Genomic DNA, 26,565 nt, shown 5'->3' on the forward strand with positions numbered 1-26,565 from the left:
CGTGCTAGCTCATAATCTATCATCAGCGCTCTTTCGGGCATTTACCAGACTAATTTAGGATTTATAAACCCTGCAAAAAAAGGCCAGCCGGGAGTTTCCGGCTGGCCTGATTCCATTAACAAAAGCCCTTCTGTTCGCCAGCGAATCAGCAAGGGCTCTTTAACTTATATCGGATGATCGATTATTCTTCGGTGTGTTTCCCGTAGGCTTCTGCGTTCAGCAGCTTGGCGAAAGCTTCTTCGGCGGGAGCGGACAATTTGATTTTGACCATCCAGCCGCTGCCAAATGGCTCTTCGTTCACGCGTTCAGGAGCATTTGTCAGCTCTTCGTTCACTTCGACGATCGTGCCGCTGACCGGAGAGAACAAATCGGATACCGTCTTCACAGATTCGATGGTGCCGATGCCGTCTTCCGCGCCTACCTCGGTTCCGGTTTCAGGCAGCTCGACAAATACGATGTCCCCCAACCGGTCCTGGGCAAAATCCGTAATGCCGACAAGCACGGTGCCGTCTCCCATATCTTGTACCCATTCATGTTCCTCGCTGTACCAAAGTCCTTGTTTAATTTCGCTCATCGCTTTCTTTCGCTCCAATCTTGTGAACTTAATTTTTAATCACTCTGTTTGATCCAAGCTTTATCCAGGGCATAGATTTACAAGTCTAGGTTATTCATTTCCCTAGCAAATGTCAATATAGCTTACACTTTTTCGTTTTCCCGACTTGTCTCCCAATGATAACGCTATAATTCGACATTCCCTGCCGATAATCCGAAAATTTAAAGATAAATTTGTTGACATCCTTCGGGTTTACCCGTTTTAATGAGATTATGAAGAGCGGGTGAACGTAAAGGGAGAGATTGCCGCGCAAGCGGCGACGCCGAAGGAGCAAGCTCTTGCCAAGCGCTGGAGTGAATCTCTCAGGCAAAAGGACTTTTACCGGACGCATCTCTGGAGAGCATTCGGCAGCGGAAGCCGCCGGATCACCCAAGGGGAAACCTGGAAGCTCGGAAGTCGGCTGACTTCCGCTGCCGCAAGGGACACTCTCAGGTACCAAGGACAGAGCCTTCAGAATCCGTAACTGCGGAATGAGCCGCATGTGACACGGATTCTTGGGCCTGTCCTTTTTGTGCTGCCTTAAAATTTGAATAAGCATTCATGAGGTGAGAAAATGTCAGAATTGTTGAGAACACCGCTTTTCCCCTGTTATGCCGATTTTTCCGGCGCCCGATGCATCGATTTTGGCGGCTGGGAGCTGCCGGTTCAATTCGAAGGCATCCAGAAAGAACATGATGCCGTTCGCCAGCAAGCCGGCCTGTTTGACGTTTCCCACATGGGCGAGTTTCTTGTCGAAGGCAAAGGCGCGCTTGCTTTTCTGCAAAACACGCTGACTAACGACGTCTCCGTATTGAAACCCGGCGCCGCCCAATATACGCTGATGTGTTACCCGGACGGCGGCGTGGTGGATGACCTGCTTGTGTATTACCTCTCGGAAAATCGTTACATGCTGGTCGTCAACGCCTCCAATATCCAAAAGGATTGGAACTGGCTGCGCGATCACCAGCCCGAGCAGGTGCAGATGACCGACATTTCCTCTGAAACCGCGCTGATTGCCCTGCAGGGACCGTTAGCCGAACAAATTCTGACCGAAGCCGGCATTACGGCGGCTGCCGGACTCTCCTCCTTTACGTTTGCCGCCGATGTTGAATTGTTTGGCGCCAAAGCGATTCTCTCCCGTACCGGTTATACCGGAGAAGACGGATTTGAAGTTTATGCGCCAGCTGAACAGGCCCCGGCCATCTGGAAAGGGCTGCTGGCTGCGGGTGCGCCGCACGGTCTAATACCTGCCGGACTCGGCGCACGCGACACGCTGCGTTTCGAAGCCAAGCTGCCTCTGTACGGACAGGAGCTGTCCGCGACGATTTCGCCGCTGGAAGCCGGCGTAGGTTTTTTCGTGAAATGGGACAAAGGCGATTTTATCGGGCGCAGCGCTTTGGAAGCGCAAAAAGCGGCCGGCCTGCCGCGCAAGCTGGTCGGCATCGAGATGATCGACCGCGGGATTCCCCGTTCCCACTACCTCGTTTACGGAGACGGCGTGAAGATCGGGGAAGTCACCACAGGCACCCAATCGCCTTCTTTGAAACGCAATTTGGGGCTCGCGCTGGTGGACAGCAAATACGCCGCCATCGGCACCGTCATCGAAGTCGAGATTCGCGGCAAAAAGCTGAAAGCCGAAGTCGTGAAGGCTCCATTTTACAAAAAAACCGCAAAGCCCGCCAAAGGAGCTGAATAATCCATGAAACACCGTTATCTGCCGATTACCGAAGACAACAAAAAGGAAATGCTGGCCACGATCGGCGTAGAATCCGTGGAAGATCTGTTCGCCGACATTCCTGCCAGCATTCGCTTCAAAGGCGAGCTGCCGATATCCTCCCGTCTGGATGAATACGCCCTGACCCGCCATATGGGCGCGCTGGCCGGCAAAAACGCCGACAGCGACCGTTACGTCAGTTTCCTTGGCGCAGGCATTTACGATCATCACGTACCTTCCGTCATTAATCACGTCGTATCCCGTTCGGAATTTTATACGGCCTATACCCCTTATCAGCCGGAAATCAGCCAAGGCGAGCTGCAGGCCATTTTTGAATTTCAGTCTTACATTTGCGAATTGACCGGCATGGCAGTTGCCAATGCGAGTATGTACGACGGGGCGACCGCACTCGCGGAAGCCGCGAACCTGGCAGCGAGCGCAACACGCCGTAAACGGATCGTTGTATCCCGGGCCGTTCATCCGGAAGCCCGCGGTGTTCTTGACACCTACGCCCACGGCCTCAATCTGGAAATCGTCGAAGTCGGCACCTTGGGCGGCGTGACCGATGCCGACGCGCTGGCTCAGGCGGTAACGCCGGATACGGCCGCCGTGATCGTGCAGAGCCCGAATTTCTTCGGAGCTGTTGAAGACGTACAGGCATTTGGAGAGCTGGCCCATGCAAGCAAAGCGCTGCTGATCGTCAGCACCAACCCGCTGGCGCTCGGACTGATCGAAGCGCCGGGCAGACAAGGCGCCGACATCGTGATCGGCGACGCCCAGCCGCTCGGAATCTCCGGTTCCTACGGCGGCCCTACGTGCGGATTTTTTGCCGTATCCGAAGCGCATATGCGCCGCATGCCGGGCCGGATCGTCGGCCAGACGACCGACCGGAACGGCAAACGTGGTTTCGTACTGACGCTGCAGGCCCGCGAGCAGCATATCCGCCGCGAGAAAGCAACGTCCAACATCTGCTCCAATCAGGCGCTGCTGGCGCTGTGCGCTTCCGTTTATCTGTCGCTGATGGGCAGACAGGGGCTTAAGGAGGTGTCCCGGCTCAACCTGCAAAAAAGCCATTATGCCAAACAAAAACTGGCTGCCGTAAAAGGCGTGACTGTCGCCTTCTCTTCGCCTACCTTTAATGAATTTGTGATCAAGCTGCCGGAAGGCACGGACATGGCTGCCCTGCAAAGCAAACTGCTGGCGGAAGGTTATATTGGCGGTTATGATCTCGGCAAAACGTATCCGGAACTTGCAGGCCATATGCTGATTGCCGTTACGGAACGCCGCAGCAAAGAAGAAATCGACCGGTTTTCGGTTATTCTGGAGGGATCCCTATGAGCGTAAGCACCAAAGACTTGAAAGATAAAGCGCTGATCTTTGAACTGAGCACCCCGGGCCGTGTCGCTTATTCCCTGCCGGAAATCGACGTGCCGGTCCAGCCTGTGGAGGAGCTGATTCCGGCGCAGTTCCTGCGCAAGGAAGAAGCCGCTTTGCCCGAGATTTACGAAGTGGACGTGATTCGCCACTATACGGAATTGTCCCGCCGCAACTTCGGCGTGGATAACGGTTTCTATCCGCTGGGCTCCTGCACGATGAAATACAATCCGAAAATCAACGAAGACGTAGCCCGTTACGCCGGCTTTGCCAAAATTCATCCCTATCAGCCGGAAGAAAGCGTACAGGGCGCGCTTGAGCTGATGCACACGCTGCAAAACGACCTGGCCGGGCTGACCGGCATGGACGCCGTTACCCTGCAGCCTGCGGCCGGCGCCCATGGCGAATGGACGGGACTGATGATGATCCGCGCCTACCATGAGGAACGCGGCGAGCACAACCGCGTGAAGGTGATCGTGCCTGACTCCTCGCACGGAACCAACCCGGCCAGCGCTTCCGTTGCCGGTTTCCAGACCGTCACGATTCCTTCCAAAGCAAACGGACTCGTGGATCTGGATGCCCTGCGGGGGGCGGTTGGCGAAGATACGGCCGCTTTAATGCTGACGAATCCGAACACGCTTGGCTTGTTTGAGGAACAAATCGTAGAAATCGCCGAAATCGTGCATGAGGCGGGCGGTCTGGTCTATTATGACGGCGCCAACTCCAATGCCATCATGGGCATCACCCGCCCTGGCGACATGGGCTTTGACGTTGTGCACTTGAACCTGCACAAAACGATGAGCACCCCTCACGGCGGCGGAGGCCCCGGCGCGGGTCCTGTTGGCGTAAAAAACATCCTGCTCCCTTACCTGCCGGGACCTATTGTCGTGAAAAACGAAGACGGCTCCTTCGCCTTCAGCGAAAAGCAGGACCGCTCGATCGGCCGCGTAAAAGCCTATTACGGCAACTTCGGCATTCTCGTCCGCGCTTACGCCTACATCCATACTTACGGTCCGGAAGGCCTGCGAACCGTATCCGAACATGCCGTACTGAACGCCAACTACATGCGGGCAAGATTGGCGCCTTATTTTGAAATGCCGTATGACCGGATCTGCAAACACGAATTCGTCATGTCCGGCAGCGGTCTTAAGCCCTACGGCATCCATACGCTCGATGTTGCCAAACGGCTGCTCGATTTCGGCTACCATCCGCCTACCATCTACTTCCCGCTGAACGTGGAAGAATGCATCATGATCGAGCCGACCGAAACCGAAAGCAAAGAAACGCTGGACGATTTCATCGATACGATGATCCAAATCGCCCAGGAGGCGAAAGAATATCCGGAGCTGCTGCTGAACGCGCCTTACACTACGCCGGTAACCCGGCTGGATGAAACCGGCGCAGCCCGCAAACCGGTTCTGAATTGCGCCTGCAGTTAAGGAAAAACAAACAGCCCCCGCCCGGTCAGGTTATGCCTGAGCCAAACGGGGGCTGTTCTTTTTTTAAAGCCAAGAAAAGCTAAGCTTGCTCCGAAGCCGCTTTGCGACCGCTGTAATACTTGTAAAACAGCCGGAACAACGGCGGTACCGCCAAGAAGATAAAGAAGGTCCGGAACAGCTGGTACCCGGCCACCACCGAAAGCTCGGCATTGATTTCATGCGCCATGATACTCATTTGATCCATCCCGCCCGGAGCCATGCTGAGCAGGGCGGTCGCCATCGAAAGCGACTCCGTCCATTTCAGGATCAAAGCGAATATAAAAGCGCCCGCGATCAGTAAAACCCCGCTCAGCAGCGCGCAGGCAAAGGTTTTGATTTTGTTCTGCAGCGCGCCGGGTTTCAACATCAGACCTACATTCGCGCCGATGACCAATTGGGCGGCATCGACAAGCACATTGGGCAAAGAAGGCCCTGTATGCCAAACTCCCTGAAATACCGCCGTTGAAATCGCCGGACCCAGCAGAAAGGCGGTCGGGAATTTGATCCGATTTGCAAGCAGACCGAATACAGCTGCCACAGCTAGAAAAACAAGCAGCTCCCAGGTAATGCCCGGGCCCTGTGCTGCAGCCACGGCGGCCTGCTGTGCGTCTTCGCTCTGCACGCTGCCCGAATGCTGGTACCCAAACAAAGGACTGAAGATCAGCAGCGGCACCAGGATGATGATCATCATCAGCCGAATCACCTGATATACGGTGACAATCGTGATATCGGCCCCTTCCGTTTCTTCCGCCAGCATAATCACCTGCGTTAATCCGCCGGGAATGCTGCCCATCAGCAGGGTAATAAAATCAATGCCCGATAATTTCGAAATCAAGTATGCGAAGCCCGCGCACATGAGCAGCAGCAGCGCCGTCATCGCCGCCATGGACGGAAGCTGGTGGGACATCGATTTCAGCGCCGTCCCCGTTAAGGACAAGCCGATGGTATAGCCCACCAGAATCATGCCTCCATTCCGGGTTTTACCGGACCAGGCATACTTTTTTTTGAAGATCAAAGATCCGATCAATACGGCTATCATGGGACCGAGCAGCCAGGGAATCGGCAGGCCCGCCCATTGAAACAAAAATCCGCCTAGAAGCGCCGTGGCCAAAGTCAGCAGCTGCCCCGGCAGCCTCCAGGTTTGCAGGGTCGATGTTTTCATGCTCCAAACTCCTTTTAAGCCATCAGCTTTATTTATATTCCAGCGTTACGGCCGTCACCCCGCTCTGCAAGGCGTGCGGCTCAACGCTCAGCTCCCGCTCATGCCGCACGGAACCGACCAAATTCAAAAATTTATCCGCTTTTTCAAAAAAGAAAACCCCGGGCAGTCCAAGCGCTTTCGTCCGGTAATGCATCGGAATGGCTAAAGACGGCTTCAATTGTTCGACAACGGCGTAAGCGCCTTGGCCGTCCAGCGTCATTTTCCCGCCGACCGGCACCATCATAATATCGACGGGACCGATGGCACGCACCTGTTCCTCGCTGAGCAGATGACCGAGGTCGCCGCAATGGGCGATTGTTAATCCGTCGATCTCAAACACAAATACGATATTGTCTCCCCGCTTGGCTCCGCCCACATTGTCGTGGAAGGTTTTGATTCCTTTGATCTTAATTCCTTGGATCTCATAAGCTTTCGCTTCATTGACCAGCACGTAGTCCCCGTCAACGATCTGAACCTGATTGTGATCGCGGTGGTCATGCGTAACCGCTACAATGTCGGCCGTGAGCCGCGGCATCCGGTAGCCGAGCATTTTGCCCAGAGGGTCAATCAGCACTTTAAGGCCTGACTCCGCAGTAATCAAATAACTGGATTGTCCAAACCATTTGATGATCATTATACATCCTCCCTGTTAATTCGCTTCAAAATGTGGTCCTGATTTAAGTGAACATTTAGTGTGCAAAAAAATGCACATTTTCAGATCCGGCATCCCCTATGCGTCATCCTCAAGCAGATCCGCTATCGTATAATTGCCGAGCGTCTTTTCCAGTACCCCGTTAATATCCTTCAAAATCCGGCGGAACGTCGTTTGAACCTTGTTTCCCTCCGCGCTGCCATGCACCGTGTCCAGCATGCCCTGCCATTCCGCTTCATCATCCCTTACCGCCTCGTAAACCTTCGATAAAGGGATTTGTTCGGGACTTCGGCCGAGCTTGTATCCGCCGGTTCGTCCCTGCCGCACTTCCAGCAGCTTGCATTCGGCCAGCTGGGCCATCACTTTCCGCAAAGCGGTAGGTTCGCAGCCCAAACTTTCAGCGATTTCCGCGCTGGTCATAAAACGGTTTGCCATCGCCAGTAAACGAAGCGCCTGCAGGCCGAAGCCGAGCCGTTTTACCTGCGCCATACCCATACCTCCTTCTCCGGTATTAATATGTGCAAATTATAGCACAATTTATATATGTAATCAATGATATAGGGGTGAAAAAACAGCCGGGCGTTTTCCCGGCTGTCTGGTTATGCCAAAATCAGCAGAGAAAACCTATCTGCACCGCTGATCCTGTTTTGCTATTTGCAGGAATCCGGCTTGCTGCCGAAGGCTTCATCGCGGCCTTAAGCGGATTCCTCTTCTTTTTTGTCCAGTGGCAAAGGGAATGCCGGTACAGTCTCTTTTTTCCGGACCGCGAGAAACGACTGGCGGATAAAATACAGCGGTAGAAGGCCCATAACCATCATGGCTCCCAGAAACAAATTTAATTGCATCTCCATATGTGCGGCCTGCGTATGGTAAATCCCGTAAAGCAAAGCAACGCTGGAGATCCGGCCTACGCTAAGCGCCGTTTCCCTCCAGACTACCAGCTCAATGCGTGTCGTTCCGTTCCGATCAAGCCGGCTGATGGCGTTAAAGGTCGTCGTATTAAACGGCGCGTCAAAAAACGGACGGCAGGCCGCGCTGACAACCGCATACAAAATCAGGCTCCAGGCGGTGAGCAGCGTAATGCCCAGCATGGATACAGTGATCAGAACGGCGCCAAACACCATAAACCTCCAGCGCAGCCGTTCCTTGCCGAAACGTCCGGCCAAATAGAAGCCCGCAACCGATAACAGCGTAGTCAAAAAAGCATATTGCCCCGTGGAGCTTTCGCTGCCCGTAGCGATATACAACCACAGCCAGACGGCAACCGACAGCACTCCGTCGCGGAAAGCCGTGCCGACAAAAGCAAAGCTGAGCGAACGCCATTCTTTGTTTTTCAGTGTTTTAAACAGTCTTCGCCAATCAAATGCGCCTTCCGGCCGGTCTTTGGGCAGCAGCAGCGCCGTCAGCAGCGAAACCAGAAAGCAGGCAAAACTGAGCATAAACACGACCGTATAACCGGCCATCTGCGGCATAACGCCTACCATCGTTCCCGCAACCAGCGGGCCGATCACTCCGGAAACCGCTCCCGCGATTCCGTTGATCCCGTTAAACCAGTCCCGGTTGTCCGGACTCGTGACATCCACGCTGAGCACATTCACTGACATCCAGTAGAAGCCCTGTCCAATTCCGTTTAGAATGCCCAAAGCGACCAGCCATTTGGACGACTCGGTGCCCAGGCCCAACACACTGATGTAAAAAAGAACCTGGACCGCGCTTCCGATCCATAAAGCTTTAGTGCGGCTGGCTTTTTTGCTGAGCCAACCCGCAGTCGCAAACGCAGGCAGCCACGCCAAATAAGTAATCAGGTTAAAAAGAAGCGTTTGGGACATATCCTGCGTCAGCTTGTACCAATAGACGTTAATAAAAATGCTCGACAGGCTGGTTCCCAGCGCATTGCAGGCATTCACCGCCAGCAGGAGCCTGGCTGAACGGGGAAGAGCGCGGCGGCGATGCCCGGATTTGGCTTGCAAAACGTTCACGTCAGGAGTGTTCCCCTTGCCGGACCAGATAGATAGGATTCGTAAGGCAGCTCACAACCTCGACGTTATGTTCCTGCAGGAACCGGCGGGCTTCCAATCTATAAAACAAACGGTCGCCGGGCAATTCCAGCACGGTATCCTGTTTGTGCTCCACGTTCCACTCCTGCTCCAGCCCCCGGTCCGACCATAACGCAATGCGATCCTGCGCAGCTCCGCGTATTTGAATTTCAAGGGTTACCTTTTCACCCTCAGCAGCGGAAAAAGTCCCCCCGATCCGGGTTTGTCCCGCCCTGATATCCATAAACGTTTCATTTGCGTCCATGGAAAGCACTACCGCGCCCCTGCGGATCCCTTCTATTACAGCCCCTGCCGTTTCGGAGCCGGCCAGCACGTAGGCGGTTGGTGTTCCGTGGCTGATATAAGGCTCCGTGCGGTGCACATCGCTGCCGCCGACCGCCACGATTTTTTTCCCCTTAGCGAGCTGCTCCTGCCACCATCTGACCGCCGTTTCGTTCAGTTCCCGCCAAGGCCCGTTCCAGACCTCAACGGCGTCATAAGGAACGTCAAACCCGAATTCCCAGGGACAGTTGTCATCAAACGGATGGTTCAGCGAAACCAACGCGCCTTTTACCCGCGCTTTCCCCAGCTCGGCAGCCGCCTGCTCGCGGGTAAGCACCCGGAAGTCTTCCAGGCTGTCCGGATGTCCGAGCAAATTGGCATGCCCTTTGTAGCTGGTCAGCTCTACGCCCGGAATCAGCAGCAGCTCTTCATGCCCCGTATGGGCAAAACGATTTTGCGAAGCCGTATTATGATCCGTCAAAGCTAAATAATCGAGCCCTTTCCTGAGGCTGAGCTCCATGCCCTGCTCAGGTGTGTAGCTGCCGTCGCTGTGCCGGGTATGGGCATGGAGATCGCCTTTCAGCCAGCGTTCATGCTTGAGCGTTAAAACGATTTCTACGCTTACCCGGCAGCCTTCTTGCGGAATCCGGTAAGCGCCAAGCAGGACGGCCCATTCCCCCGACTGCAAGGGACCCGCCAGATATCCGGGAGTGGCTTTCTCCAAACCGACGAAGAAACGCTCCCTGGCCCCGCCGCTCCAGCCGATCAAACGTTCAGGCGAACGCAGGCCGATATCCACCACTGTCTGCTCGTTTTTGGCATAACGATAGCTGACTTCTATTTTTTCCACATGATCCGGAACCTGAAAGGCGATCTCGGGATATTTTTTTTCCATATCGCGTGAAATATAAAGCTCCTGTTCCATCCTTACCGTAAACGGAGCTGTCCGATTCTTTTCCAGTGCCTCCATCTTTATGACTTCCTCTCCGATAAACTGCTATTCCCGTTGCTGTCCCTGCCCTATTGCCTATTCTTTGCTTGCGCCGAGCAAAATCCCTTTCATGAAAAACCGCTGTACAAAAGGATAAATCACAATCAACGGCAAAATCGCGATGATAATGCCTGCCATTTTTACGTTGGTCGTCACCATATAAGTGCTTGAAGTGGCGCTGGTATCCACGATCATGGATTTCAGGGCCAGCTGCAGGGTGTATTTCGTCCCGTCATTGATAAAAATCAAGGGCTCTGTAAACATGTTCCAGCGCCTTACGAACTCGAATAGGGTAACGGTGGCCAAGCCGGCCGTCGCAAGCCGTATATAAATGGCGCCAAAAACCCAGAATTCCCCGGCCCCGTCGATTTTGGCGGATTCGGCGATTTCATACGGAATGCTGAGAAAGAAATTCCGCATAAGGAGAATGGAGAACCCGGACACCAGACCCGACAAAACCAGCACGCTGAGCGTGTTGATCAGATGCAGGTCCTTGTTGACGACGTACAAAGGAATAAGCACCGCTTCCTGCGGAATCATCATCGTAATCAGGATGAAGGTGATCATCAGCTTTTTCCCCGGGACATAAGGATGGACCAGTACATAACCGGCCAGCGAGGACAACAGCACGTGCAGCAGCGTTCCCGTTACCGTTACGGTAATGCTGTTTGCAAACGGCCGCCATAAATCCAGGCTTGTCCAGATGATTTTGTAACCTTCAAAGCTGAAATCCTTGGGCAGCAATATAATGTCGGGCTGCATGGAAGCACCCCCTGACGACAAGGATAAGGAAACAACGTTCAGGAATGGGATGATCATGGTGAGCATCAGCAGCAGCAGAAATAGCAGGTTGATGGCGTCAAACAGCCGGTTTCCCCAGCCTGCCCGTTCAAATCGTTCTATCCCCATCTATTCACACCTCGTCAAATCTGGTTAATTTTCTTACAACCAGCGTCAAAATCAGCGTAAAGACAAGAACCAGCATGCTGCCCGCCGCCGCGACGCCGACATGAAAGTCGAGAATGCCCTTCTGGTACGTGTAATACATGAGCACATCTACATCCGGGGCCGTCGAATTGTTCCGCAGCACAAACACCTGATCGAAAATGCGGAGCACCCCAAGCGTGTTCAGCAAAAAAACCACTTTCATCGTGCCCTGGAGCTGCGGCAGCGTGACATACCGGACCTGCTGCCATCTTGTGGCGCCGTCCAGCTTCGCCGCTTCGTACAAGGAGGGGTTGATGGCTACAATCCCCGCCAAAAATAAAATGCAGTTATACCCCATATCCTTCCAGGTCGCAACCAGAATCATCACGGTTCTCGCCCAGGCCGATTCGGCCAAATAATGGACGGGAGGAATGTCCAGCACCCGCTGCTGCAGCAGGTTGACCAGGCCGGTGTCCGGCGATAGCAAATAGATCCACATGCCGCCGACGACAACCCAGGATAACAAATGCGGAACGTATAAAATCATCTGCGCGGTTTTCTTGAACCACGACCGGAGCACTTCATTTAAGGACAAAGCAATGATCAGCGGAGCCAAAAACCCGCAAACGAGCGAACCTCCGCCAATGACAAACGTATTGGTCAGCGATTTCCAGAAGTTCGGATCATGCCAAACCGTCGCATAGTTATCAAAGCCGATATACGGCCGGTTTCCGATTAACCGGTAATCCTGGAAGCTGATCTGTAAACCTCTGGCCAGCGGGTAATAGCCGTAAAGCGCAAAGTAGGCGATCACCGGGACCATCATCAAATAAAGCGCTCCGTATTTACGCCATGTTTTCAGCACAATCTCTCACATCCTTTATTCGGCAGCTAAAACGAATGGCAGAAAGAGGGGCTCAGCTTGGAGGATAACCTCCACAGCCCCCGCCCCTGTTCTGCGGTCTGCCTAATCGCGTTTGCACAAGTCGCTTTCTATTCCGTTTATTCGTCGATCAAATTAGCTGCCTTAAGTTCTTTCTGCATCTGCTTGACGGCATCGGCAGCCGGCATGCTGCCGGACATCGCTTTTAGCGCGTAATTGGTCACGATTTTCTCTGCATCGCTCCATTCCGGGAGGGACACTTCCAGGGTCGCGTACTGCTTAACCAGATCCTGGGCTTCTTGAACGCCCGGCAGCTTGCCGAACGGGGCTTTGACGTTTTCGTTGTACCAGAATGGAACTCCGTGATCCATGTTGTGCTCTTTTCCCGTTTCGGTCAGCGTATAAGTTCCGTTGTCTTTCGTGTAGTCTTCGCCTTCGATGCCAAGACTGCCCAAGATGATGCCCGGCTCCGAATGCCAGAATTCCAGGAATTTCTCGGCGGCCTCCACATGTTCCGCGTTGGCCGGCACCATCCAGTAGTCGGGATCTCCGCGTCTGAGCATGATTTTGCCGTCCGGTCCTTCCGCACCGGCAATCCCTTCAGCCAGGAACGGCGTATTCGGATCTTCATCTTTGCGCGTACTGTTCAGCATGCCGACCCAGGCGTCCCAATAAGTGATCATGCCAACGCGGTCCGTCAGGAAAAGGTTGCGCATTTTGGCGGTATCGTTGGTGACAAAGTTAGGGTCGAGGATGCCTTCCTTCGTAAGTTTGGCAAACCATTCGTACATCGGGATCGCCGCATCCGACGCATAAGGAATCGTCCGTTTGCCGTCCTGGATCACGTAGCGGTATTTCAGGCCCGCAGCAGACATAAATCCTTGAATATCGTAGAGACCGGAAGTGGATAGGCCGTAGGTATCTTTTTTGCCGTTTCCGTCTGGGTCCTCTTCGGTAAAAGCTTTCAGCACGTTGTAATAGTCATCCAGCGTTTTAGGCTCCTGCAGATGCAGCTTGTCCAGCCAGTCCTTGCGCAAGATCGGCATCGTGCCACCCTGGAATTTGCTGAACACGGCATAAATGTGGCCGTCTTTGCCCTTTAATTGATCCCATTCTGCGGTCGGTACGACGGTGGGATCAGACAGCTCCTTGGAACCTTGGACAAAATCGGTCAAATCCGTGGTCACGCCTTGGTCGATAAACGTGTTCAGCTTGCCGAGATCACTGCCTTCGATCAGGTCGTATTTCTCGCCCGAGCCCAGCGCCGTCAGCACCTTCTGGTCATAATCGCTCGCCGGCTTCTCAATAGTGACGTCAATGCCGGTCAGCCGTTTAATTTCCTCTTCGAATTTCTTCATTTCCTCAGGCGTTTTCCCGCCGACGTTGCTCGAAAGGATACGCAGCTTCATGTCCCCTGCAGGAGCGGAAGAGGTTTCCGTGTTCGAAGCGGCAGCCGAACCGCCGTTGCCGGAGGCAGAAGAAGCATTGGAAGCGTTGGAAGAAGGCGTGCCGCAGGCGGACAATAGCAGGGAACCCATGGTAAGCAATGAGAGGAGCAGGGTAATTCTGGAACGGCCTTTGCGTTTGATTTGTTTGGATGCCGCATTCATTTTCAGCTTGAAATTCACTTTTAGATCCTCCTTGTTATGTGCCTCAAAAAATGATCCGAATCTTGTAGAGGTTTATGTAGCCCCTCTGATTCATATGGTCCATGTAATCCATGGCTTGGTTTGGCTTGGGCTTGACTTGCTTGTTTGGGCTTTGCTGCTTAAATGTCTTCGCTGATCGTTTCGTCCGGTTTCTCTGCCTCCGGTTTTGGATTCGCACAGGAACCCCGTACGACAAGATCGGCAGGAATGATCGTGCGTTTGGCAAGCTTGTCCGCCGAATTCAACTGTTCCAACAGCAGCAGAATCGCTTCGGCACCCAGCTTATCCGCATGAAGATGGACGCCTGTCAGCGGCGGGTTAAATTCCTGGGCCAAAGTTCCGTCATAACCGAAACACAATACGGATAGCTGTTCCGGTATTTGCAAATTCAACTCGGCAGCTGCTCTGTATACGCCCAGCGCTATGGATTCCGTATCCGTCAGCACCGCTGTAAGGTTTGGATTTTCCTTCAGGCGTTTTAATGCCGTTTCATAACCATAAGTCAAAGAAGTTGTCGCCTTCGAAGGGTCATGATGGACAATCATGTCCGCAGGAGGATTAAGGCCTTGTTCGGCAAAAGCCTGAACGTAACCGGCATCCCGGTCCACGGTCACAGTCCGGTTTTCTTGACCGTTCAGAAACAAAATCTGCGTGTGTCCGAGCGACATCAGATAGTGGGTCACTTTTGCCGCGATACCGATGTTGTCGTTATTGACGTAAGATACACGTGCCTCGTCTTCTCCGGAAGGCCGCCCGATGACGACAACCGGTACATTCCGCTGCAGACGGTCTTCAATCCGGCTATCTCCGATCACGGCGTCCAAAATAATTTCCCCGTCGACCGGGTCGGACGTCATATGCTCTACCTGGTTTAAATAATTCGGCGACAACGTATTAAGCAGCAGCCGGTAACCCCGCTCATAACAAACCGGCATAACGCCATTCAGCAGCGAATATTGAAACTGGCTTAGCTTCAGCTTTTCGCCTCTCATATTCAAGCCGATGATCCGGGTTGTTTTGTTCACCAGGCTCCGCGCCCAATAATTTGGCCTGTAGTTCAGCTCTTTGGCCACTTTCATGACCTGCTCGGAAACTTCTTTGCTGATGGGACGTTTTTTGCTGAATACGTTGGAAACCGTCCCTTTGGAAACGCCGGCCGCTTTGGCCACATCTTCTATCGTTGCCACGCTAATCTTCCTTTCAGTTGTACTAGTACGAAATTTATATTAAACCGGTTTTGTAAGAATCGTTTTTTCATTCTTCAACTTTTATGTAAAAACGTACCTTCAATCCAGTAAAAAGATTAATTCAGCTTAAAATCCTTCCCAAAACCTTCAATATATCGAACTTTTGTTCGTTAAACCGGTTTAATATTTCCCATATCTTGTCTGAACTTCATCTTCAATTTCCACAAAAAAAAGAAGACCCAAAGCGCATCATCGCTTTAGGTCCTCTAAACCTCTAAATCTAATAAAATATATTCTGGTTTATTATTTAAATACTTTCACTCGGTCTTCAACCGGCTGGTATTGTTTCTCCCCAGGCTGCATGGTAGGTTTGCCAAAAGGCATTTGGGCAACCAGCTTCCAATGGGACGGAATGTTCCAAGCGGATTGAACCTCTTGGTCGATCAGCGGGTTATAGTGCTGCAGGGATGCACCCAGACCGGCTTCTTCCAAAGCCGACCAGACAACCAGCTGAAGCATGCCGCTCGACTGGTTGGCCCAAATCGGGAAGTTGTCGGCATAGGCTGCAAACTGCTCCTGCAAACCTTTGATCACTTGTTCGTCTTCAAAAAACAAAACGGTTCCATAGCCGTTATAGAACGAAGCCATTTTTTCGGAAGTGCTGACGAAAGCTTCTTCGCTTTTGCTGATCTTGCGGAGTTCTTCTTTGGTGATGTTCCACAGTTTGTGATGCTGTTCTCCGATCAGCACTACTGCACGGGAAGTTTGAGAATTAAAAGAAGTAGGCGTATGTTTAACAGCCTCTTGAACAATTTCTACAATTTGATCATCACTGATTGGGGATTCATTGCTGATACCGTAATAGGAACGTCTCGTTTTCAAAGCTTCTAAAATTTTGCTCATCTTCTTTAGACTCCTCCTTGGATTTGGTTAATAAACACGAATAAAAAAATCATTGTTAATTACTTTTCGTAATTAAATATATTATAGTAAAGACCTGAAAGTCAACCTTTATTTTTTAGATTCAATCCAATTTAAGCTTTTCGTTAGTCTTTCAGCAGATAATAATCGACCAGGCTTAAAAAAACTTTTCCAGACACCAGCAGCGCCTGCTCGTCAAAGTCGAACCGGGGATGGTGATTCGTATAATGAGTCGCCGGATCGTCGGTTCTCGCACCAATATTGTAAAAAGCTCCCGGCTTGGCTTGCAAATAATAAGCGAAATCTTCAGCGCTCATTTTCGGTTTGGTTTCTTCCACGTGGAGCTCGGGCAAATGCTCGGCAACTGCCCGATGAAGGGCAGCCACTTCTTCTTCGTGGTTAATCAGCGGCGGGTAACCTTTGGTATAGATAAGTTCGTATTCCGCATGGGCGGACAGGCAAACCCCCTTTACGATCGATTCAAGCTCTTCCTTCACCTTCTCGCGGACCTCCGGGTCAAAGGTTCGGACCGTTCCATGAATGACTGCCGAGTCGGCAATTACATTAAAAGCGGTGCCGGCATGAAATTCACCGATCGACAGGACTGCCGGCTGCAGCGGGTCAATCCGGCGGCTGACCACCTGCTGTAATAGAGCCACAATTTGCGAGCCCGTAACAAGTGCGTCTACTGTTTGATGAGGTCTTGCGCCATGTCCGCCTTTTCCCTGCACCCGGATTTCAAACTTATCCGCAGCGGCCATATGCCCGCCTGCTCGGAGTCCGACGGTTCCAAGCGGCAGCTGTGTAGTCAGGTGCGCTCCGAAAATCACATCCGCCTGGTCGATTGCTCCTGAAGCAAGAACGGCTTGCGCGCCTCCCGGCATCAGCTCTTCGGCATGCTGAAACAACAGCAGCACATTTCCCCTCAGATGTTCCGCTTCTGTGGCGAGAACCTTGGCGACGCCAAGCAAGGTTGCCGTGTGCCCGTCATGTCCGCACGCATGCATAACCCCATCAACCGTCGAACGATAAGATACCCCTTCTTTCTCATCTTGAATCGGCAGAGCGTCAAAATCCGCTCTCAGGGCAATCGTTTTCCCGGGCAATCGCCCCCGGATCATGCCGATGACGCCGCCGCCGCCGACGCCCAGCTCCGGTTCAATGCCAAAAGAACGCAACTGTCCGGCAATAAATTGAACGGTTTGCTTCTCATGAAAAGACAATTCCGGATGCCGGTGCAAATGTCTTCTCCACGATATCATTTCATCCTGACTGCTCTCCAGCCGTTCAAACCATGCTCTTACCATCTCTTCTTCCTCCTTTGAAATCAGTTGCTGCCTTCTTTTTTTTTCGTTGACAAATTCTCGAAAGTAAATATACACTAATCCATATAATTTAGCTAGGTTTTATCAGTATTTTATACTGACGCTTTGACGCTTTAAATTAAATACTGAAGGAAGTCAGGTGATGATGAAGTGATCAGAAAATCGTATTATCCTTTTATTCTTGTCTTCATGCTGTTTCTAGCCGCTTGCGGAAACGGCGGCGGAAGTGCGGAGAATTCAGGCAATCAGGCTCAGCCAGGAACCGAAACGGCTAACGCTGCGGCCAAACCTATTACCATACGGGTCGGTCTGGTCTGCGGCGGGCTTAATCAAATCCCCGTGCTGATCGGTCTCGATCAAGGAATATTTGAAAAAGCCGGGCTCAAGGTGGAACGTAATTGCTTCGATTCCGGAACGGACTCCGTGCAAGCCCTGGTAGGCGGCAGCCTGGATGTCAACTTCGGTTCCTACGAACATGTGCTGAGACAGCGGGCGAATCATTTGGACGTAAAGGCCTATGGGAACTTCAACAATACGATGGGCTACTACCTGATGGTCAAAACCGATTCCCAACTAAAAAACGTGGCTGACCTGAAGGGAGCCGCGATCGGAGTCACCAAAACAGGCACCTTGTCCGATACCGGCCTGCGTCTGATCCTGAAACAGGAAAATATCGATCCGAACAGGGATGTGCAAATCGTCAACGCCGGTACCGGTTCGACTATGCTGGCCGCGCTGGAAAGCGGTAAGGTTAAGGCCGGCATGGTCGGCGAACCAAACGCTTCCCAAATGATCGCTTCCGGCGATTATCGAATCCTCTTTAATCCCGAGTTTCCTTATGTCGGATTGGTAGCCATGGCCAAAAGTGATTGGGTCAACCAGCATGCCGAAGCCTTTAATCAATTTCTGGCCGCGCTCAAGCAAATCCGCCAGCAAATTGAAGACGATCCGCAGGCTGCAGCCAAAGAAGTGATTTCCAACTACCAAAATGTCGGCGAGGATGTGCTGGAACAAGCCTTGGAGCGTTGGTTAACCGGTGTTCCTGCCGATATGCTCATTACAAAAGAAGGTACAGACGCGGTGGTTGCTTCCCAGGAAGACCTCGGAACCATCAGTTCTGCCGTTCCATTTGAGGAAGCGGTTGATCTGTCCCATCTCCCCAACTAACAAACCGCGATTGAGACTGCGCTAGCGGAGTCCCCCTCCAGACAAGCGGCTCAAATAAAAAAAGAGGTTGTCTCAAAAGATCATTTGCAGACCTTTTGAGACAACCTCTGATTTTAAATTCAACTAACTCCTGTTCGGATTTCCCGTACCTCTAAACCGCTGCGTATACGCTCTTGCCTCTTCAGCACTGCGCACCCGGTTTCGGCTCCATTCCAGCAAAATCCGGTCAATGTAACGGAAATGAATTTTGCCGGCGAATACGGCTTCCTTTAAAGCCATCCGGATCAGCTCCTCCGGATAACCGTCCTGATCGAGCCAGCCTGAAATGGTTTCGCATTCCATCGGCGAAAGCGGGCGGGCAAACTCCTGCTCAAAAACGATAAACAAATTCCGTTCGGCAGAATCCGCCGCCAAGCTCTCGTCCTCCTGCTGTTCGCGGTAAAGCTGGGTTTCCCTGCGCTCTGCGGCAAAACTTTCCGCCAGACATAAACTCAATTTCTTGTACATCCCGTTCAGATGATAATGTTCGGATTGGACACCGGTTTGTTCATCCGTCACCGGATCAATGGTCAACCAGCCGTCCTTGATCAGCTTCCGGATCGCGGAAGCTACGGTTCCGGGGGCCGCGCTCATCACCTGTTCGATTTCGGAAAGCGGCGGAAATTCGCTTCCGCGGCTTTGCCGGAAATGCAGCAGGTGAATGAGCAGCATAGCCTCCATATCGTTCAGCTTTAAACGGCGATAATAGGCAAGCAATGCGGCAGGCACATTTACGGTTCCGTTTTCCATCCCGTAAGCGATGCCGTTCGCCCACACTTTCCAGCCTTCATTCATGGCCACTTCAGCTCACCTCTTCGCCCGATCATGGATACAGACGGTACAAGGTACGAGGGAACGGTATCGTTTCTCTGACATGATCCAGTCCGCAAATCCAGGCTACGGTTCTTTCGAGACCCAAACCGAAACCGGAGTGAGGAACCGTACCGTATTTACGGAGATCCAGGTACCATTGATAGGATTCCGGAGACAATTCATGCTCTTTGAAACGTTCCTCCATCAGCTCTGGATCGTCAATCCGCTGGGATCCGCCGATAATTTCGCCGTAACCTTCCGGTGCGATCATGTCTGCGCACATTACGACTTCCGGACGATTAGGATCCGGTTTCATATAGAACGCTTTAATGCTGGCCGGATAATGAGTAATAAATACCGGCTTGTCATAAGCTTCTGCAATTGCGGTTTCATGCGGCGCGCCAAAATCTTCGCCCCAAGGAATTTCGAAGCCCTGCTTATTCAGGAATTCGATGGCATCATCATAAGAAATGCGCGGGAACGGAGCCTTGATGTTCTCCAGCTTCGAAATATCTCGTTCGAGCGTTTCGAGCTCAGGACGGCAATTTTTAAGCACGGACTGAACGACGTGCGAAATAAAGTTTTCCTGAACGCGCAAGCTTTCTTCGTGATCGGTGAAAGCCATTTCCGGCTCGATCATCCAGAATTCGATCAGGTGGCGGCGCGTTTTGGATTTTTCGGCACGGAACGTTGGGCCAAAGGAATAAACCTTGCCCAGCGCCATAGCCGCAGCTTCCATATAAAGCTGGCCGCTTTGCGTCAAATAAGCGTCTTCCTCAAAATATTTGGTATGGAACAGGTTGGTTGTTCCTTCTGCCGAAGTTGGCGTCAAAATCGGCGGATCCACCAGGGTGAAGCCGTTTGTATCAAAAAACTCCTGCACCGCACGTATGATTTCCGCACGGATCACCAAAACAGCGCGCTGTTTGGTCGAACGGAGCCAAAGATGACGATGGTCCATCAGGAAATCCACGCCATGCTCTTTAGGCGTGATCGGATAGTTTTCGGTCAGCTGGATCAGTTCAAGACCCGTTACGGTCATTTCAAAGCCCGATTTGCTTCTCGGCTCCTCGCGGATTACGCCTGTTACATAAACGGAGCTTTCCTGAGTCAGGCTTTTGGCCAGGTTCCAGATTTCTTCCGAAACTTCATTTTTTACGACTACGCCTTGGATATAGCCGGTACCGTCACGAAGCTGCAAAAATTGAATTTTGCCGCTGGAACGTTTGTTGTTGATCCAGCTGCCGATAACGACGGTCTCCCCGACATGGTCCTTGACCTGTCGTATTACGGTTTTGATCGCCATTTTATTCTCTCCTCTAACATTGCAATAATTTTAATTTTAACGGGTTTCTTCTACGATCCGCAAGGTATCTCGCGCAATAACCAGTTCCTCGTTGGTCGGAACGACCAAAACCTCCACTTTGGAGTTCGGGGAAGAGATGCGGCGCGGTTCGCCTGAACGGATTTTGTTTAATTCCGGATCGATTTCTACGCCCAGGTAAGTCAGGTTTTCACATACCTTTTCACGTACGATAGCGGAGTTTTCGCCTACGCCTGCTGTAAAGATGATAACGTCGACGCCGTTTAAAGCGGCTGCATAGGAACCGATGTACTTGCGAAGGCGGTATTCGTACATCTCAAATGCCAGGGTTGCATTCGGTTCGCCAGCTTCAAGGCCGTCCGTAATATCGCGCATGTCGCTGCTGCTGCCGGAAATCGCCAAAAGTCCGCTGTGTTTGTTAAGCATCGAGTTCACTTCGCTGATAGTCAGCTCTTCCTTGTTCATAACAAACGTTACCACTGCCGGATCCAGATCGCCGCTGCGCGTACCCATCATCAAACCTTCCAGCGGAGTCAGACCCATGGAGGTGTCAAACGATTTCCCGTCCTTGATGGCCGTCAAGCTGCCGCCGTTGCCGATGTGGCAGGTAATCATTTTCAGCTCCTCAAGCGGACGATTCAGGAATTCGGCAGCCACTTTGCTTACATAATAATGGGAAGTGCCGTGCATGCCGTAACGACGAACGTGGTGCTTCTTGTAAAGCACTTTCGGAATCGGGTACAAAAATACTTTCTCCTCCATCGTCTGATGGAAAGCCGTATCGAATACAACCACCTGCGGAACGCCAGGCATATTCTTCTCTGCAGCCGTGATCCCGGAAATAGCCGGCGGGTTATGAAGAGGCGCCAGGTCAAACAGACGGCGGATTTCCGCTTTGGCTTCAGGCGTCACAAGCGCGGAGTTTTTAAACACTTCGCCGCCGTGTACGACGCGGTGACCCACGGCTTGAATCTCTTCTACCGAGTTCAGTACGCCGTGTTCCTTGTCCACCAGCTTATCCAGCACTTTGCGGATCGCCGTAGTATGCTCCAGAATTTCGCTAACTTCCGTAACTTCCTCTTTCCCTGTCGGTTTATGAGTCAGAATGGAGGAATCCATGCCGATTCTTTCCACGAGTCCTTTGGCCAGTACCGATTCGTCATTCATGTCATAAAGCTGATATTTGAGGGAAGAACTTCCCGCATTGATTACGAGTACCTTCACAGCCGGTCACCATCCTTGTCGTATTTGAAAAAGCCTTCGCCAGTCTTAACGCCCAGGTTGCCTGCGCGAACCATTTTCTTCAATACGAAAGAAGGCCGGTATTTCAGTTCCCCGAAATCACGGAACATGCGCTCAAGCGCGGCAAGAACGGAATCCAGTCCGAAACGGTCGGCCATTTCAAGCGGTCCGTATTGGAACTGATAGCCCACGCGCATCGCATCGTCAATATCTTCAGCGGAAGCAACGCCTTCTCCAAGCACGTGCAAAGCTTCGTTAATCATCAGGCAGATAATCCGGGAGGTAACGAAACCGGGGGATTCATTCACCATGATGCCGCGTTTGTCGAGCACTTCTTCAACGAACGTTTTGGTCTCTTCAAAGGTTTGATCGGAGGTTTTCAGACCACGGATGATTTCCACCAGATTAATTTTGGATACAGGATAAATAAAGTGCATGCCAATAACGCGTTCCGGATATTTCGTGGAACCCGCGATTTCCGTCAAACTTAAAGTGGAAGTATTGCTCGCCAAAATGATGTTGCTTGGACATACCTGGTCAAGCTTTTGGAACACTTTCTTTTTAGCTTCCAGATCTTCAGAGATCGTTTCGACCACCATATCGGCTTGTCCCAGATCCGCCAGGTGTGTCACTTTATGAATTTTCGACAAAATCAGCTTTTTCTCAGCCTTCGTAATCGCCCATTTCTCAAGCTGTTTGTCCAGACTGGTTTCGATCATGTCGTATGCGTAATTCAGCTTGGCTTCGTTCTCCTCGACCAGCAAAACGTCCAGCCCTTTGCCGGCAAGCATTTCGCATATGCCTTGACCCATCGTACCGCCGCCGATGACTCCTATTTTTTTAAAATTCATGGTCCTCTTACTCCATCCTTTCGTCTTATCCTTCTACATATTATACCCCTGATGTCGAAGAATACATCTTTCTACACCCAACATCTAATAATATCTTAGCACGGACAAAAAGTAAAAAAAAATAACCGGCATGCAAAATCACGCCGGTTGTAATGCATTGTCACGAAATAGACATCTGAATTCGTCACCCGACATCCGTTCTTCTTTGAACAGAATATCCAGGGATCTGTCGAAAATTTCCGCATGTTCCTCAAGCAGCTGTTTGGTTTTAGCGGCCAAAGCATCCAGAATTGTCTGGTTTTCTTTCATCAGCACTTCGGTCGTAACCATTTCCATGTTCACGATCCCCAAAGATGTAAGTCCGGAAGTCATCATGGTCTGAACCAGATTTAAGGCCTGCTCAAAATCGTTGCGCGAACCCGTACTGCGGCCCCCGTAATAAATCTCTTCGGCTGCCGCACCGGCAAGCGCCACCATGATCTGTCCTTCCAGGTAAGCTTTCGTATACAAATATTTCTCTTCCTGCGGGTTGTGGCGAACATATCCTAACGCTTGTCCCCGCGGGCTGAGCACCACCTGGTTTACGCTGCCAGGCGACACGATTTCGGCCAGGATCGCATGGCCCAGCTCGTGGATCGCCACACGCCGTTTCTCGTCCTGAGTCGATTCCCTGTCCGTCTTCTCGCCGAGCATCACCTTATCAACCGCCATGGACAAATGCTGCTGCCGGATATGCGGCTCATCGCCGCGCATCGCATAAATGGCGGCTTCGTTCATGACGCTCTCAAGCTGGGCGCCGGAAAAACCGTAAGACTCCTCGGCAACCCGTTCCAGGCTTACGGATTCATGGATCGGTTTGTTTTTGGCATGGATGTCCAAAATCATCATCCGGCCTTTCTTGTCCGGCAGGTCTACCTGAATGTGCCGGTCGAAACGTCCGGGACGCGTCAGCGCGCTGTCCAGCATTTCCTTGCGGTTTGTAGCCGCGATCAGCAGAATCCGCGGAGAATCGGACGTATAGATGCCGTCCATTTCCGTCAGCAGCTGGTTTAAGGTCTGGTCGTATTCGCGCTGCTGGCCGCCTTCCCTTTTACCGCCGATCACATCGATTTCATCAATAAAAATAATCGCGTTTTGCTTGTTTTCCTTAGCAGCCCGGTTGCGGGCTTCTTTAAACAAATCGCGGACCCGGCTTGCGCCGACCCCGACATACATTTCCACGAATTCACTGCCCGAGGAAGCCACAAACACGGAATTCGTATAATGGGCTGCCGCTTTGGCCATCAGCGTTTTCCCCGTTCCCGGAGGGCCCGTAAGCAGAATCCCTTTAATCGGACGGATGCCGAATTTTTGAATTTCATCATGCCGCACCATAAAATCAAGCGCCTCGCGCAGCTCCTGCTTCGCGCTGTCCTGGCCGCCGATTTCTTCGAACGTCAGCTTAGCCGGTCCTGCCTTCTTGCGCTTCCGCTCCTGAGAAGCCCCAACTGCCAGTCCGCCCCTCATCACGGTCAAGGCATACAAAGCGCCAAGCATGATGACTGCCACAACAATCGGCAAAACGTTAACTCCGATAAACCCAAGAAAAATGAGCAGGACCGGAACAAAACCAATCAAAATTTCTTTAGTCCAATTAGGCATTGTTCCACACCCCGATCTGTTCCGCCTTCCGCGGAAGAATAATAAACTTGCTGGCTTGTCCGTCCGTCAGCGAAATATATACGTTTGTATCGTCCATTTCAGCCGTCGCTTTCAAACCTGGCACTTCCGTGCCCAGCTTCTCGAGCGTGCTCGTGATTTCAGTGTACTTCTTGTTCTCCATCGCTTCGGCGATTGGGAATAAAGCTTCGGACCACCACTTGTCCAAGGCTGCGTTGGAATGATCTTTAACTTCTACCTTAAGCTCTTTACCGCCGATCAAAGAACCGCCTTTGTCCTTGATTTGCTGGACCAGCTCTCTCAAATCCGTTTCAGGCTTCAGGTCGAGTTTCAAAGTGACCGTATTGTGGTTAATATCAAATTGAGCGCTGTTGACGCCATTATAATCTTTCACCATTTTCTCAAGCGGACTCTGGAGCGCTATCTGACGATAACCGTACCACCCGCCAAACAGCAGGAGGGCTGAAACAACCACAGTAGCAACAATAGGAAAAATACGCAGTTTCAATTTTTTATCCTCCTCTGTATATAAATCTATATAAGTCATCCATCAAATGCGCGATATAATTTCGCGTATTATTTTGCATCTCTTGAATACAGACTCTAGTATATCACAGAATATATATCATTTTATTATTAAATTTTGAATTTCACTAAAATTTCAAGGATTTTTGGGCAAAAAAAGTGAAGGCTCCCAATTTTATCTTTCTACCTCCAATAGATAACTTCTTTTTCTCTTTAAGCTGCAAGTATTTCCAAACAGAAGGAAACGGCCTTGGTGTTCCCGATTCATGGGACCAAGGCCGTTTCCTCGTGCTTATTTTTCTTATTTATTTGGCCGGCAGTTCAATCTGCCCGTACCCGATCGTAGTAAACCAATTTTTCACCGTATCAAAGTCGTTGGAGAAAGACAGGCAGAGCAGCAGCAAAACCCGGGCATGAGCCGCATTCAGATTGTCTCCGGCGATAACGCCGTCCCCATTCGAATAGTTGCTGCCCGACCCGGTGCGGGTCGTCATGACGAAGATAACGCCCTTCTTGATTGCTTCGGCGCGTTCTTCGCTCATGGCTTTGGAAATACCACCCGAGCCGGTCCCCGCGGTTACGATGCCTTTAGCTCCGGCGGCCACAAAACCGCTGATGGCTCCGGGGCCGGCATCCTGATAGGAATAGGCAATTTCGACTTTCGCTAAAGCCTGCTTTGAGATTTGGGTTAAATCAAACGGCGTCGCCCATTCGCTGGAAGATTTGAGCGCGCGGAAGGGGGCGCGGTACACGCGAATGTTTGTCTCATCGATATAACCAAGCGCCCCTATCTCCGGCGTAACAAACGTATCGGTCCGGTAGGAATTTGTTTTGGTCACTTCACGTGCGGCATGGAATTCGTCATTCAACATCACGACAGTTCCGAAATATTTGGTTTTGCCGCTGGCCGCCAGCTTGATTGCGTTGTAAAGATTGGCGGGAGCATCTGTGCCGATAACCGTCCAGGGTCTCATGGAACCGGTGACAACTACCGGTTTTGGACTTTGCACAGTCAAATCCAGGAAATAAGCGATTTCCTCCATCGTATCCGTTCCGCTCGTCACTACGACACCGTCCTGGGTTTTAAGGGCCTCGTCGACCTTCAGGGACAAATCGTAAAGCTGCTCCATGGAATATGCGCTTGAGCCCGAGTTACCGAACTGATAAGTGCTGACCTCAGCGATCTGGTCTTTGTTCGGCAGGGATTTCACCAAGTCTTCAATAGGCAGAGAACCTGCCCGGTATGTATCGAAGCTTGTTTCATCCGTCGATTTACCGGCCATCGTTCCTCCGGTCGCGATCACTTCCACTTTGGGCAGCTTCTTAACTATGCCGGTTGTAGAAGTAACGGCCGCCGTCTCAGCAGCCGCAGATACAGGTGATAAATACAAGTGGGGCAGAAAAAATGACACAGCTAATCCCGTCGCAAGCAGCACCCTCAAACTTTTTACTTTTCCCCTCTTCATCCTATCATCCTCCACCTAATAATTTGTTAACTGAATGTCAGGTTTCATAACCTAATGTTCATTAACTTGAGAGGATTATATTTTAATGTCATAAAATATGACAATACCGGGATTCCGGCAAGAAAGCGCTTAATTTATTTCTTTCTTCGCTTTATTGCGGTAATACAAGAAAATACCATTCAATTTTGTTTTTCCTCCACCTTTATCTACTTCATCTCTATTGCCATCCATTCTACAAAAAAACCGGCAACCCCCTCTCTGCCCCGC

23 protein-coding genes and 2 riboswitches are annotated in these 26,565 nt (G+C 51.6%); of the genes, 4 read left to right on the plus strand and 19 right to left on the minus strand.

Annotated features, from left to right (window positions below; all coding sequences use genetic code 11):
- Positions 1-181 precede the first annotated feature (181 nt).
- The gene (gene gcvH / locus AC3ZPD_RS04760; protein WP_490983121.1) at positions 182-574 is read right to left on the minus strand and encodes a glycine cleavage system protein GcvH; all 393 of its coding nucleotides are present in this window, start codon (positions 572-574) and stop codon (positions 182-184) included.
- A gap of 262 nt (positions 575-836) precedes the next feature.
- A riboswitch (glycine riboswitch) is annotated at positions 837-941 on the plus strand.
- 3 nt (positions 942-944) lie between these two features.
- Positions 945-1,060, plus strand: a riboswitch (glycine riboswitch).
- Positions 1,061-1,166: 106 nt separating this feature from the next.
- Between gcvH and gcvT the strand changes: the two genes are divergently transcribed.
- Genes gcvT through gcvPB form a run of 3 tightly spaced genes read left to right on the plus strand, consistent with a single transcriptional unit; the run spans position 1,167 to position 5,119 of the window.
- Positions 1,167-2,288 (plus strand): glycine cleavage system aminomethyltransferase GcvT, encoded by a 1,122-nt coding sequence (gene gcvT, locus AC3ZPD_RS04765; RefSeq protein WP_490983122.1) that lies wholly within the window; start codon positions 1,167-1,169, stop codon positions 2,286-2,288.
- A gap of 3 nt (positions 2,289-2,291) precedes the next feature.
- The gene (gene gcvPA, locus AC3ZPD_RS04770; RefSeq protein WP_490983123.1) at positions 2,292-3,644 is read left to right on the plus strand and encodes an aminomethyl-transferring glycine dehydrogenase subunit GcvPA; all 1,353 of its coding nucleotides are present in this window, start codon (positions 2,292-2,294) and stop codon (positions 3,642-3,644) included.
- Entirely contained in the window at positions 3,641-5,119 is a 1,479-nt protein-coding gene (gene gcvPB, locus AC3ZPD_RS04775; RefSeq protein WP_490983124.1) for an aminomethyl-transferring glycine dehydrogenase subunit GcvPB, read from the plus strand. The genes gcvPA and gcvPB overlap by 4 nt, the downstream gene beginning before the upstream one ends.
- Before the next feature lie 79 nt (positions 5,120-5,198).
- Here the strand turns inward: gcvPB and AC3ZPD_RS04780 are convergent, their stop codons facing one another.
- The 11 genes from AC3ZPD_RS04780 to AC3ZPD_RS04830 form a co-directional block, all read right to left on the minus strand.
- Entirely contained in the window at positions 5,199-6,320 is a 1,122-nt protein-coding gene (locus tag AC3ZPD_RS04780) for an AbrB family transcriptional regulator (protein ID WP_490983125.1), read from the minus strand.
- A gap of 28 nt (positions 6,321-6,348) precedes the next feature.
- Positions 6,349-6,993 (minus strand): MBL fold metallo-hydrolase, encoded by a 645-nt coding sequence (locus AC3ZPD_RS04785; protein WP_490983126.1) that lies wholly within the window; start codon positions 6,991-6,993, stop codon positions 6,349-6,351.
- 96 nt (positions 6,994-7,089) lie between these two features.
- On the minus strand, positions 7,090-7,500 hold the full coding sequence (locus AC3ZPD_RS04790) for an RrF2 family transcriptional regulator (RefSeq protein WP_490983127.1): 411 nt from the start codon (positions 7,498-7,500) through the stop codon (positions 7,090-7,092).
- Between the two features lie 206 nt (positions 7,501-7,706).
- Positions 7,707-8,990: an MFS transporter gene (locus AC3ZPD_RS04795; RefSeq protein ID WP_490983128.1), complete on the minus strand. Its 1,284-nt coding sequence runs from the start codon at positions 8,988-8,990 to the stop codon at positions 7,707-7,709.
- 1 nt (position 8,991) lies between these two features.
- Positions 8,992-10,299 (minus strand): CehA/McbA family metallohydrolase, encoded by a 1,308-nt coding sequence (locus AC3ZPD_RS04800; protein WP_490983129.1) that lies wholly within the window; start codon positions 10,297-10,299, stop codon positions 8,992-8,994.
- Positions 10,300-10,356: 57 nt separating this feature from the next.
- Positions 10,357-11,229, minus strand: coding sequence for a carbohydrate ABC transporter permease (locus tag AC3ZPD_RS04805; RefSeq protein ID WP_490983130.1), 873 nt, complete (start codon positions 11,227-11,229; stop codon positions 10,357-10,359).
- Between the two features lie 4 nt (positions 11,230-11,233).
- Complete coding sequence (locus tag AC3ZPD_RS04810) at positions 11,234-12,112, minus strand: ABC transporter permease subunit (protein WP_490983131.1); 879 nt, start codon at positions 12,110-12,112, stop codon at positions 11,234-11,236.
- 137 nt (positions 12,113-12,249) lie between these two features.
- On the minus strand, positions 12,250-13,758 hold the full coding sequence (locus AC3ZPD_RS04815) for an extracellular solute-binding protein (protein WP_490983132.1): 1,509 nt from the start codon (positions 13,756-13,758) through the stop codon (positions 12,250-12,252).
- Positions 13,759-13,898: 140 nt separating this feature from the next.
- Entirely contained in the window at positions 13,899-14,966 is a 1,068-nt protein-coding gene (locus tag AC3ZPD_RS04820) for a LacI family DNA-binding transcriptional regulator (protein ID WP_490983133.1), read from the minus strand.
- Positions 14,967-15,269: 303 nt separating this feature from the next.
- Positions 15,270-15,869 (minus strand): nitroreductase family protein, encoded by a 600-nt coding sequence (locus tag AC3ZPD_RS04825; protein WP_490983134.1) that lies wholly within the window; start codon positions 15,867-15,869, stop codon positions 15,270-15,272.
- Positions 15,870-16,012: 143 nt separating this feature from the next.
- The gene (locus AC3ZPD_RS04830; RefSeq protein WP_490983135.1) at positions 16,013-17,194 is read right to left on the minus strand and encodes a M20 metallopeptidase family protein; all 1,182 of its coding nucleotides are present in this window, start codon (positions 17,192-17,194) and stop codon (positions 16,013-16,015) included.
- A 168-nt stretch (positions 17,195-17,362) separates the two neighbouring features.
- On the opposite strand from AC3ZPD_RS04830, the gene AC3ZPD_RS04835 reads away from it, so the two are divergent.
- Positions 17,363-18,379 carry an ABC transporter substrate-binding protein gene (locus AC3ZPD_RS04835; RefSeq protein ID WP_490983136.1) on the plus strand — a complete coding sequence of 339 codons (1,017 nt, stop codon included), beginning with the start codon at positions 17,363-17,365 and terminating at the stop codon, positions 18,377-18,379.
- A gap of 123 nt (positions 18,380-18,502) precedes the next feature.
- Here the strand turns inward: AC3ZPD_RS04835 and AC3ZPD_RS04840 are convergent, their stop codons facing one another.
- From AC3ZPD_RS04840 to AC3ZPD_RS04870, 7 genes are all read right to left on the minus strand, one after another.
- Positions 18,503-19,213 carry a DnaD domain protein gene (locus AC3ZPD_RS04840; RefSeq protein WP_490983432.1) on the minus strand — a complete coding sequence of 237 codons (711 nt, stop codon included), beginning with the start codon at positions 19,211-19,213 and terminating at the stop codon, positions 18,503-18,505.
- Between the two features lie 28 nt (positions 19,214-19,241).
- Entirely contained in the window at positions 19,242-20,537 is a 1,296-nt protein-coding gene (asnS, locus tag AC3ZPD_RS04845) for an asparagine--tRNA ligase (protein WP_490983137.1), read from the minus strand.
- Between the two features lie 36 nt (positions 20,538-20,573).
- Positions 20,574-21,779, minus strand: a complete 1,206-nt coding sequence (locus AC3ZPD_RS04850; RefSeq protein WP_490983138.1) for an acetate kinase — start codon at positions 21,777-21,779, stop codon at positions 20,574-20,576.
- Positions 21,776-22,648, minus strand: a complete 873-nt coding sequence (locus AC3ZPD_RS04855) for a 3-hydroxyacyl-CoA dehydrogenase family protein (protein ID WP_490983139.1) — start codon at positions 22,646-22,648, stop codon at positions 21,776-21,778. The genes AC3ZPD_RS04850 and AC3ZPD_RS04855 overlap by 4 nt, the downstream gene beginning before the upstream one ends.
- A 138-nt stretch (positions 22,649-22,786) precedes the next feature.
- Positions 22,787-24,289 carry an AAA family ATPase gene (locus AC3ZPD_RS04860; RefSeq protein WP_490983140.1) on the minus strand — a complete coding sequence of 501 codons (1,503 nt, stop codon included), beginning with the start codon at positions 24,287-24,289 and terminating at the stop codon, positions 22,787-22,789.
- Positions 24,282-24,815 (minus strand): hypothetical protein, encoded by a 534-nt coding sequence (locus tag AC3ZPD_RS04865; protein ID WP_490983141.1) that lies wholly within the window; start codon positions 24,813-24,815, stop codon positions 24,282-24,284. Before AC3ZPD_RS04865 ends, AC3ZPD_RS04860 begins: the two co-directional genes overlap by 8 nt.
- 322 nt (positions 24,816-25,137) lie before the next feature.
- Positions 25,138-26,298 carry an asparaginase gene (locus AC3ZPD_RS04870; RefSeq protein WP_490983142.1) on the minus strand — a complete coding sequence of 387 codons (1,161 nt, stop codon included), beginning with the start codon at positions 26,296-26,298 and terminating at the stop codon, positions 25,138-25,140.
- Between the last annotated feature and the right edge of the window lie 267 nt (positions 26,299-26,565).

Source organism: Paenibacillus mobilis (assembly GCF_058267595.1).